Source organism: Vibrio sp. YT-17, from assembly GCF_033337375.1.
GTDB classification, from domain to species: domain Bacteria; phylum Pseudomonadota; class Gammaproteobacteria; order Enterobacterales; family Vibrionaceae; genus Vibrio; species Vibrio alginolyticus.
In genome coordinates this window covers 1-10,698 of sequence record NZ_JAWOQP010000045.1, presented here as the reverse complement: position 1 = coordinate 10,698, position 10,698 = coordinate 1, and the positions used below count along the sequence as shown (strand labels likewise).

Genomic DNA, 10,698 nt, shown 5'->3' with positions numbered 1-10,698 from the left:
AAAGGTGTAAAGACGAGCGCAAAAACAGATAAACACCAAAACTTATGACCTTTGATTTCAAACCCGTACTAACGCCCAATTAAGGCGTGAGCAACGCCACCACTGAACTTAAACCATTGCACCGTAAACACTAAAGCCGATTTGAACTAAAAATGCCATGCGTTGCGAATCGCTCTTGAATTGTTTGTTATGTTTTACCACAAACGACTCACTTCCCTGACAAAGAACTGCTATGCTCAAGAAACTGTTCAACTCACATCACACGAGTCAACCAACCATTACGACAAGTGCGACAAACGCAAAGCGCGTAATAAGTTAGACCTCTCACCAATACCAAAGCGGCATTAAGCAAGATAATTTTTCAGCGTAAATACATAATTTCAATTGAAGTATCCCTGAAATTTGAAACCTAAAGTCGGCTGAAAAATCCAAGAATCCAGGCACTGATATTTAATTGGGGAAACCTTGAAACCAAATTGCCAGAAGATTCAAAGATGTAAGCCAGAAACCATTTATTGCTTATAAGTCAATGCGAAACATAACGCCCTGTTAAGGGGTGAGCAACGCAATACCGATGCCGACGCATACCACCTTAAGCACTAAAACCAACGCATAGTGAAAATGCCACGCGTTGCGAATCCCTCTTGAACAGTTTGTTATGTTTGGGGCTCAAGAGTTCTGCTTAACTCTATTTCCCTACCTGCGACTAAGTTTCCAGTAGGTATAAAACCACAATTTAAGTAGAAATCTTTTGGACCACCTGTGCTATCTACAACACTTGTATAAAGAGCCGATGCTCCAAACTCGTTAAGCAACTCTGAACTTAACAACTCGATGGCTCTACGACCATAACCTTTTGATTGTTGTGTCTGATCTAGCATGAATCGCCAAAGGAAAAATTTATCTGCGTAAATGTCTGCGTTTACCAAGATGAAACCTACTGGCTTATCTTCGGCATAGATGCCACGAAACCAAGGAAAATCCATAAAGTTCGCTTCAGCCAATGAAATAGCATTGCTATCAATATGATTTAATTGATTTTTAGCGACTTTTAACTGGCAGATTTCATAGAAGTTATCATGGTCAATTCTTCTTAGCTCTATGCTCATAGTGACAATTTCCCTCCGAAAACATAACGCCCAATTAAGGTGTGAGGCACGCCATACCGATGCTCCCGCATGCCACCTTAATCACTAAAACCACCGCATAGTAAAAATGCCACGCGTGCCGAATCGCTCTTAAATTGTTTGTTATGTTTTGTGTTCATCGAGCTAATCAAACTTTTTGAATAGATTATGCCCTGTGATCCCGTACCCAAGACGAGTGTACAGCCTTAAAGCACCATTATTGCCATTTGCAACATGGAGCTTCAACCTTGTAATACCACTTTGTTTGAGGCGGGATTCAAGGTTTTTTATTACTAATTCGCCATAACCTGAGTTGCGATACTTTTGCTCTATGAAGAAGTCACAAATAAAAGCGGTTGAGTCTTCTACACTCTCTATGTACCAAAGATGACCTATAGATAGTTCCCCCAATTTAATCGAACAGACATAGTTACCGTCAGTGTCAAGCTTATTGGGTAGTCTCATCTCGAAGTCTAGGGAAGCAAACTCAAAAGATTTCCTTTCAGAGTAGCCATAATTGGAGCTGATAGAACCAGCGTATTCTCGTATAAAGTTTTCACGAAAGAGGTCAAAACAACCAGGTTCCATTTCAAATAGACTTATCACTTTACCCTCCTAAATCCTTGGAGTTGATTAAAAACATAACGCCCTGTTAAGGGGTGAGCAACGCAATACCAAAGCCACCGCATACCACCTTAAACACTAAAACCAACGCATAGTGAAAATGCCACGCGTTGCGAATCCCTCTTGAACAGTTTGTTATGTGCGTGCTAATTGAGGTACTTTTGCCAATGTTGCTGCCCTGTCAAAACTACTCTGTAATCTTCGTAGTCCAATGAACTGTAGAGCTTTTTAGCTGCAACATTATCATCACCGACCTCTAGTGTGATTTTGAGGTAATCATTATCACGACAATGCTGTTCGATACCATTCAGTTGCGCTTTGCCCACACCTTTACCACGAAAGTTGTCCGACACCATAAAGTCATGGATATTCATCACTCTTTGCGCACGATAAGTTGAAAACGATTCAAAGCAAACCGCAAAACCGGCGGGCTTATCGTCGACAAAACTGATAAATCCGTGGAAATAAGGCAATGCAAATAACTGAGCAATTACTGAGAGATCTAGCTCAACTGAGAATCCAGATAGGTACTCTCTAAACAAAGTCTCGAATATACCTTTGTCTTCAATGCTTTCTGTTTTGATACGCCTGATTGTGATTTCCATATCCATTTCCACCAAAGCACATAACGCCCTGTTAAGGTGTGAGCAACGAAGTGCCGAAGCTCCCGCATGCCACCTTAAACACAAAACGCAACGCATAGCAAAAATGCCAAGCGTTGCGAATCACTCTTAAACAGTTTGTTATAACCCACTAGCTCTCTTCTAAGTCTACTTCAGTTTGTTGGGACTTTGAGCTATTAAGTTCCTTTTGTGTTGCCAATTTTTGCCAATTTGAAATCCCACGAATCATAGTAAGAGTTGTTTCCCAATTTATATTTTTTAAGAACAGTTCTTGTGAGAACTCTTCTTTAAGCCGTTTAATAAACGAGTCAATCCACTCATATTTGTCCCAATCTGAAATAGATATAATTGAAAGAGGCTTAAATTCAACTTCCACTTTGATTGCAAGCGCATGATCTGAAACTGCCAAAAAATCCTCCACACCTAAATATAGCTCACTGAATTTTTCAGCTATATAAGCATTACTACCGTCAAACATAGATATTATTTTAATCTTAGCTCTTGGTGTATCAATTAAAATAGTATCATCTTCAATGCGTTTGATTGTACTGTTCTTAGGGAGAGCAAAGTCAAATTGTTGATACAATGCCCCATTGCACTCAGCAATAACCCAGTGCTCACTATCTAGCTCGTCTTGGTCGAGGAAGCATGCCCTTTCGTTCATTGGTTTAGCGAAAAGGTTTAGAAAGCGGTTATTAAGAGCTAGTATCTCTGCATCATTGTGCTTGTATCGTTTAAAATGATCATTATCTTCCTTATACATATAGTTTAAAAATTGCCGACTTAATATATCCAGAACGGAATACTCAATAATTTCTCTTACCAACGATACACTTTTTAATGACGGAATTTCGCCTTCGAAGACTTCGTGAACCCGCGAAAGCGGTTCAAGATGCCACAGCTTAGCGAGTTCTTCATTTTCGTTGAAAGCAGACTCTAGATAAGAAGATAAGTTGTGAGAGAATCTATACCTAGGAACGTAAACAGGAAAATTCACCTCTGGATCGTAACAGAAGAATCCTAGAATATGCTCCTCTACAGGCTCAACAGGCTTCCACTTTTTGAACAAATATATGGCAACGGCTGATATAAGCACTAACCCCAAGTATAGTGAGGATTTCTCCCCAAAAAAATCTACCGACTCAGATAAGTAAGTTGCAATAAGACTCGCACCAACCGCAGCGACCATCGCGACAGAAAGGAGTTCCACTACATCAGACTTTTTCTTCAGAAAACCTTTTAGCATCAATTATCTACCTAAACCTATTTTCCCGAAATTTTATCATACTACTATTGTGAAATGGACGCTTTGGGTTATAACGCCGCATTAAGGTGTGAGCAACGCTACCACGAACCTAAACCATTGCGCCGAAAACACGAAACCCAACCTTGAACTAAAAATGCCAAGCGTTGGGAATCACTCTTAAATGCTTTGTTATGTGCGTACTAAACATTACCACTGCAAGACGAGTTAAAAGAAAACATACGTACTTCATCACGTGGAAACCAACCTAGTTTTTCATAGAAATATTGAGCATTCAGGTTTTCATTGGCAACAAATAAGTGAGTTTTAGCTATACCAATTTTCGATAATGCATCGACCGCTGAGGATATGAGTTTGGCACCAATGCCTTTGCCTCGACAATTCGCGTTTACAGCCAAATGTTGTACGTAGCCTCGACGACCATCTGTACCCACTAAAATTGCACCTACAATAGTGCCACCATCTACAGCGACAAAGCTGAGATTGGGGTTACGTTCTAGGTATTTACCTATGTTTTCTCTAGAGTCTGCATCACGCAGCAACATAGCTTCTGTTTCAGACCAAAGCTCAATAACTTGAGAGTAATCCGAGATATCCATTTCTCTAATCAATGCCATTTTCCCTCTAAGCACATAACGCCCTGTTAAGGTGTGAGCAACATAATACCGATGCCGCAGCATACCATCTTAATCACTTAAACTAACGCATGATGAAAATGCCATGCGTTGCGAATCACTCTTGAACAGTTTGTTAGTATTCAGACCCAACCTGTTACACCTAACTTAGAAAGAAGTCTTACTTATCAGTTCTCTATCGTTTTGATCCCACAGTTTTCACAGATCGTATGCCGAGAAAACTCATCCATAGAAGCTAAAAATGGACCAACTGCCCAACCTTTGATTAACCCAGCAATAAACTCTTTACGCTTTTGATGTTTTACACCAGCAAAAGGACTTGGGTTCCTAATCAATACGGTAATATGTTTGGATTTAATGTTACAAGCAGAACACTGATATTTGTCTATCTGATGAAGCACTAATTTTCCTCCTGAATACTAACGCCCGCTTAAGTGGTGAGCAACGCTACCACGACACAAAATTATTCCACCGTAAACACTAAAGTTAAATCAAACCAAAACCGCCGAACGTTGCGAATCCGTCTTAAAGCGTTTGTTAGGCACTCAGTTCACGGATGAGTAAACTACCTAACTGCCTTGTGTTGTAGTAGTTACCATTGCTATTTAGTATTGAGACCCCAAGCGCTTTAGCTACTTGCCTCAAGTATGGTTTAGCTGGCACAAGAGGAGAGCCATTTTCAATAACCTCTATTGAACCATTCTCACGCTCAGCAATAGTTAAATTACCCCAGACAGCCTCTTTAACTTTTGGAATGTCTCGATCGATGCTGTCAGATTTTGTTAGTTTGCTCAAAGCAAGTGTGTACTTTGAGCCAGAAGTACACATGAGCGATTTGGCTTGTTCAACACTTCCATCGAACAAGGTTTCGATTTGCATTTCTTCAACGTTAACCCGCAACACGATAACTCGGTCAACACTATTGAGTGTATTTGGATTAAATGAAATTTGCCCATTATTAGCCAAACGTCCGGTGGTTTTGACCGAGACTCTTTCACCGTCCCCGCTGACTACATCATATCCCGATTGATTAACTTCAGTTGCCATTTGACCATTGGTAATCAAAGCTGAATACAGCTCACCAATTCTTCCTGTCAAATGCCTGAGCTCAGTAATAGGAACGCCCCAATTTAACTCGCGTTCAAGCCAAGACATCGACTCACCTAGTGATTGAATTACCTGAATTTGTGTTAATGCCACAGACTTACCTCCTGATGCCTAACGCTCTGTTAAGGGGTGAGCAACGCAATACTGAAGCCGCCGCATACCACCTTAAACACTAAAACCAACGCATAGTAAAAATGCCACGCGTTGCGAATCCCTCTTGAACAGTTTGTTAGGAGTTTTATTCATAGCGTTCACAATCTTTCGGTATGTCTATATATGTTTCATTTGCCCTCCAGTCCTGAGTCCGAGGGTCAAAGTAAAGCTCATACGTTGAGACGCTGTTATATGTACCCGATGTTATCTGATTTCCAATAGTAACTATATTTGGCTCTGAAATAGTGAAAATCCAAACATTGTCACCTGACACTAACTCAAGTCGACTATCAGAAACAAACGAAGCCTCTTCTGTAGAAAAGAACTCTCTAGGATAACTTTCACAATACCACTTTAAATTCTGACCATAAGAGCTATAGACAGTTCTCATGTTGAATTTCTCGTACAAATCTTTTGTGGTTACTTGCTCTGCTCCGTTAGAGCTGAATGCAAACAATGTTAAAACGACACTAAAAATCAATTTCATGCGCAAACTCCTAACGCCCAGTTAAGGGGTGAAGCACGCAATGATTAAGCCTCTGCATTGCACTTCAACACCAAAACCACCGCATACCAAAAATGCCACGCGTGCTGAATCCCACTTAAACTGTTTGTTAGGTGCGAAGCAATTTGGACATATAAAATTCATTTACATGCTGACCATCAACTTTGAGAGAGTTGCGCTTTGTACCCTCAACTTCGAATCCTTGTGACAAATACAGATTGTATGCTCTTTCGTTGTGACACATCACTGTCAGTTCAAGTCTTGTAAAATCACGCTCAACAGCCCAAGTTTCAAGGCAACCTAACAGTTTTTTGCCATACCCTTTCCCAGATGCAGACTGTTTGATACCCATAACACAATACATTGAATGACGGTTTCGGTTCGCTGAGTTTCCGATACCAGCAACAAAACCATGAACACCAAAATCATCAGAGAGCACAAACATAGATTTCGTATTATTTTCGACAAATGAGTCAAGAATTTGTTTCTGTTGCTCGATGGTTGTTTCCCTTTCACCTTTCTCTAGCATCATAAACTTAGTTTCGCTGTCGAGTTGAAGCATTAGCTCCAACATAGACTCAGCATCACTTACACACACTTCTCTGATTTTCATAAGACTTCCAGTTTTCTCCCTAGCACCTAACGCCCTGCTAAGGGGTGAGCAACGCAATACCGAAGCCGCTGCAAACCACCTTAATCACTAAATTCAACGCATAGTAAAAATGCCACGCGTTGCGAATCCCTCTTGAGCAGTTTGTTAGTCGCGAGGCACCGAGCGACAATTTTAAGCCGAACTAAACTTTGCGAACAACAAACTTTATGTGCTTCGATGCACTTGCGTCAGGCGTAGTCTCAAAGCGGCTACTCAATGAAACCACTTGGAACAAACAACGCCGTAGAAAACGGACTGACAACACCAAAAAACACTTTTGGAAAGCCAATCTCACAGTGCGGAATTTCAACAAAGTCACTGAAACCACGTGGAACTTACCACACCAGAGAAAACGTCCTTTCAGCAAGTAAATAAGCTTTTAAACCAACAAACTCACCGAGCGGAGTTGCAACCAAAAACAGATTTTCGATTGCCCCGCTCTATCACCACCAAAGAACGAAACAACCGCTTGGAAATTAGCAATGCATTGATTCAGAACCGATGAAACTGAGCTTTGACCGTCGAAGATGGAGCTATGAATCAAACAACCAGTAGCCAAGTTTTGAGCTTAGAAACATGATTTTGACCGCTAGCTTTTTCTGGCGACTAACGCCCTGCTAAGGGGTGAGCAACGCAATACCGATGTTGCAGCACACCACCTTAATCACTTAAACCAACGCATAGCAAAAATGCCACGCGTTGCGAATCCCTCTTGAGCAGTTTGTTAGGCATCTTGTCACCACAAACTACTTACCCGTTTTGCACCTAGTTAACTTCCAAAATGAAAGCATGAAAATAACCAACGAGAAAACAATATGAAGCGTTGGTATGCCTCTAAACCAGACATCAGACGCTACCAAATGATAATCAAATTCTTTGCCACACAAATGATGACCTTCAATGGTCGTTTCAATTACAAAAGGAGCCCAGAAATAAGTTACCGACATAGCAGCCAACAAGGCAATTAAGGGCTTAATCCATATAAATATTGAGCCTCTATTTTCTCGAAGAAGCCTGACTATGATGAGAATGAACAGTACTGAGCCATACATTATCGAAGCATAAAAACGTCCATCATCTCCCTGTGTGCAAGTACCCGAAACTGCACCAAGTGAAACCAAAAGACCAAACAATATTATCAATATCGAGCTGTACATTTGTAACCTTTGATGCCTAACGCCCTGTTAAGGTGTGAGCAACGCAATACCGATGCTGCCGCAGACCACCTTAAGCACTACATTCAACGCATAGTAAAAATGCCACGCGTTGCGAATCACTCTTAAACAGTTTGTTAAGTTTATTTCCAAAGCGCACTCATTTCATCTTTCAGATCAGCTTGCATTTGGGTCCGATAGTTAGATAATTTGGATGAAACTGAATTGTAAAATACTGGAAATGCTTTCTCTTGATTCAAATAACAACAATAGAGTTCTTGCTCAAGCTCATCTAGATGTTTTTTAATTTCTGTAAACATCAATGATTCTGGAAGTGGATTTCCAAACGATGACTGATAGTTATCTAAATTGAACGTGTACTCTTTAATCGCTTCATTAAGTTCATAAATGTGATTGTCCTCATATTCTTTCTTGTTGTTCAAATATTGCTCACAAGGATTGAAACTTTCTAGTAAAGCGCCTGTGTCATTTCGTTTTTGGTCATATATCCTCAATAGTTTTGTATTAAACGCACTTATTAATACATCGAGTTGCATTCTTAAGGTTTCAATTTGTTCGACCCGCTTGGAGTGCTTTAATTGAGATTTCCATACATTTAATGCCAAATATGCAATTACTGCCATAGCAAGATTGGAAACTGAGGACAATATGTCTGTCCATTTAATATCACCTTTGCTTGGAAAGTTTATCCCAACCAGGAGCCCAAACGAGATTAAGACTATGGCTGAAACATATACGACTGTAAACCTTGATTTTCCGACCAATTATTGAACTCCATTATAAACTTAACGCCCTGTTAAGGTGTGAGCAACGCAATACCGATGTTGCCGCAGACCACCTTAAACACTAAACGCAACGCATAGTAAAAATGCCACGCGTTGCGAATCACTCTTAAACAGATTGTTATAAGTTAATCCGCAATAGCTATAGCAATTGAAATGTCATCGCTACTATAGTCACCAAAATCTACTAGCCATGCATTCTTTGGGTTACCTGGAGTAAGCGGATTTTCGCCAGGATTAAACTCCAAACCTATTGCTGCGTGATTCCACAAAAGGTCTTTTAAATAGCTAATATACGATTCAATTGTATTTTTTGAGCTTGCGTACTTTTGCTTATACCTTGAAATATGTGAGTCATAATCTTCAGAAAATGGTTTCGGTATATGCATAAAGTCACCACATTTTTTGTAAATCTTAATCAACTCACCATGGGTAGCTTTAATGTCTTTGCGCTGAATTTGATGTAAGCCATCACTAAATTGGCTCTGACCTAAAGGAATTGGCATAAAGTGAGGACTAATAGAGTTAAGTTTCTGTAGGATAACTCTCGCATTCCAGTCCTTTGTAAAATCACCATTGATGTCACTTTCTTCACCTTCAATTCGTCTAAATTCTTTATATCTATTTTTGTCGCATAAAACAGAGCTAAAGCAAACTTGTTCGACAATTTTTCTTAATTGAAGAAAGCAGAACTCAGTATCCAGCGGAGGTAAAGAGCTTTTTTCTGAATGTTTAGAAAGGCATTCATCCACAGCTCTAATCCTCACTTTGACTTCAAGCATCATAGACTGATAAATCTGATATGGTTGAACTTTCATGACTATCTCACTTTAACTTATAACGCCCTGTTAAGGGGTGAGCAACGCAATACCTAAGCCGCCGCATACCACCTTAATCACTTAAACCAACGCATAGTGAGAATGCCACGCGTTGTGAATCCCTCTTGAACAGTTTGTTATGTAGCGATGTTCGCAAGGACACAAACCAAGAATGCAGGCACGCCAGCTATGAGCAGTTTGATACAAAAGGCTGTATTTTCTGAGAACCGCTCATCATCGATTTCGTCCGCAACAATACGGTCAACCATTGAGTCTGTAATCCTATCAACCTTGTCGTCAGACTGCCCCATACCACCCAGAGGTGGATACATGAAAAATAAGGCTGTCGTTCCCCATATAAGCATTACGATGAAAAATGCATAGTCCGATACAAACTTAAGTCCAAAGAAGCCTGTAGACATCTCTAGACCAACAACTATTACGGCTGCTATTACATTCGCAACCAATACAAATCGAACTAAACCAAGCATTTATACTCCATTTCTTACCTAGCTACATAACGCCCTGTTAAGGGGTGAGCAACGCAATACCAAAGCCGCCGCATACCACCTTAAACACTAAAACTAACGCATAGTAAAAATGCCACGCGTTGCGAATCCCTCTTGAACAGTTTGTTAGGCGACATTTCTACGTTTAACTTCTTTCTCATACGAAGATTCGTTGTATAGCCAAATAGCCCAAAATGCGAAAAACATCCCGATCGTGTAAATTGAGTAATTAAGAGCATTATCCGATAAGAAAATCGTAATGCTTGCCGCATCAGAAGACGGATATAGGAAAATAACATTAAAAATTATGTACAAAATGGCTGTGACGAAAGTTGTTCTGAAAAGCCAATTTAAACAGCCTTTCTTTCGCGATTTTTGCCAATTATCAAATGCTTTACCATTCATTAATCCACTCCTTTTCTATTAACTGAAGCTAGATTCACGCCAAGATACTATCACTACTCTATCGTTTATCTCATGTCGCCTAACGCCTTGTTAAGGTGTGAGGCACGCAATACCTAAGCTTCCGCATACCATCTTAACCACTAGAACTAACGCATAGTAAAAATGCTACGCGTGCCGAATCACTCTTGAACAATTTGTTATGTAGCCGACTTTCAGGTTAGTGCTTTCTGTCCAATTTGGAGCTTGGGCTCAATACCAGCTTTGCGATACAAAGCTAGAGCTGATTCATTGAAAGAATATACTTCTAACCACAGCTCTT

Annotated in this window: 13 protein-coding genes and 1 pseudogene; all 14 read right to left on the bottom strand. The window is 40.2% G+C overall.

Translation table 11 applies throughout. The features are described from left to right. Positions 1 to 656: 656 nt before the first annotated feature. Positions 657 to 1,109, bottom strand: coding sequence for a GNAT family N-acetyltransferase (locus R7F67_RS23510; RefSeq protein WP_258475300.1), 453 nt, complete (start codon positions 1,107 to 1,109; stop codon positions 657 to 659). Positions 1,110 to 1,271: 162 nt separating this feature from the next. Then, complete coding sequence (locus tag R7F67_RS23505) at positions 1,272 to 1,733, bottom strand: GNAT family N-acetyltransferase (RefSeq protein WP_050903769.1); 462 nt, start codon at positions 1,731 to 1,733, stop codon at positions 1,272 to 1,274. Positions 1,734 to 1,897: 164 nt separating this feature from the next. After that, positions 1,898 to 2,356 carry a GNAT family N-acetyltransferase gene (locus R7F67_RS23495; RefSeq protein WP_031781187.1) on the bottom strand — a complete coding sequence of 153 codons (459 nt, stop codon included), beginning with the start codon at positions 2,354 to 2,356 and terminating at the stop codon, positions 1,898 to 1,900. A gap of 148 nt (positions 2,357 to 2,504) precedes the next feature. After that, complete coding sequence (locus R7F67_RS23485) at positions 2,505 to 3,620, bottom strand: hypothetical protein (protein WP_258475758.1); 1,116 nt, start codon at positions 3,618 to 3,620, stop codon at positions 2,505 to 2,507. Positions 3,621 to 3,820: 200 nt separating this feature from the next. Further along, the gene (locus R7F67_RS23480) at positions 3,821 to 4,255 is read right to left on the bottom strand and encodes a GNAT family N-acetyltransferase (protein ID WP_025441728.1); all 435 of its coding nucleotides are present in this window, start codon (positions 4,253 to 4,255) and stop codon (positions 3,821 to 3,823) included. Positions 4,256 to 4,440: 185 nt separating this feature from the next. After that, the gene (locus tag R7F67_RS23475) at positions 4,441 to 4,674 is read right to left on the bottom strand and encodes a hypothetical protein (protein WP_005377029.1); all 234 of its coding nucleotides are present in this window, start codon (positions 4,672 to 4,674) and stop codon (positions 4,441 to 4,443) included. Positions 4,675 to 4,810: 136 nt separating this feature from the next. Then, positions 4,811 to 5,473 carry a DUF6998 domain-containing protein gene (locus tag R7F67_RS23470; protein ID WP_258646913.1) on the bottom strand — a complete coding sequence of 221 codons (663 nt, stop codon included), beginning with the start codon at positions 5,471 to 5,473 and terminating at the stop codon, positions 4,811 to 4,813. 145 nt (positions 5,474 to 5,618) lie between these two features. Then, entirely contained in the window at positions 5,619 to 6,020 is a 402-nt protein-coding gene (locus tag R7F67_RS23460) for a hypothetical protein (protein WP_053304463.1), read from the bottom strand. Positions 6,021 to 6,147: 127 nt separating this feature from the next. Beyond that, complete coding sequence (locus R7F67_RS23450) at positions 6,148 to 6,651, bottom strand: GNAT family N-acetyltransferase (protein WP_258475593.1); 504 nt, start codon at positions 6,649 to 6,651, stop codon at positions 6,148 to 6,150. A 1,336-nt stretch (positions 6,652 to 7,987) separates the two neighbouring features. Then, a complete protein-coding gene (locus R7F67_RS23445) occupies positions 7,988 to 8,488 on the bottom strand; it encodes a hypothetical protein (RefSeq protein ID WP_258475594.1) in 501 nt (166 codons plus the stop codon). A gap of 287 nt (positions 8,489 to 8,775) precedes the next feature. Continuing rightward, on the bottom strand, positions 8,776 to 9,465 hold the full coding sequence (locus R7F67_RS23440; RefSeq protein ID WP_064368553.1) for a hypothetical protein: 690 nt from the start codon (positions 9,463 to 9,465) through the stop codon (positions 8,776 to 8,778). A 137-nt stretch (positions 9,466 to 9,602) separates the two neighbouring features. Next, complete coding sequence (locus R7F67_RS23435) at positions 9,603 to 9,956, bottom strand: hypothetical protein (RefSeq protein ID WP_318057401.1); 354 nt, start codon at positions 9,954 to 9,956, stop codon at positions 9,603 to 9,605. Positions 9,957 to 10,100: 144 nt separating this feature from the next. Continuing rightward, the gene (locus tag R7F67_RS23430; protein ID WP_033007115.1) at positions 10,101 to 10,379 is read right to left on the bottom strand and encodes a hypothetical protein; all 279 of its coding nucleotides are present in this window, start codon (positions 10,377 to 10,379) and stop codon (positions 10,101 to 10,103) included. Positions 10,380 to 10,591: 212 nt separating this feature from the next. Next, positions 10,592 to 10,698: pseudogene (locus tag R7F67_RS23425) on the bottom strand (GNAT family N-acetyltransferase); the annotation flags it as partial.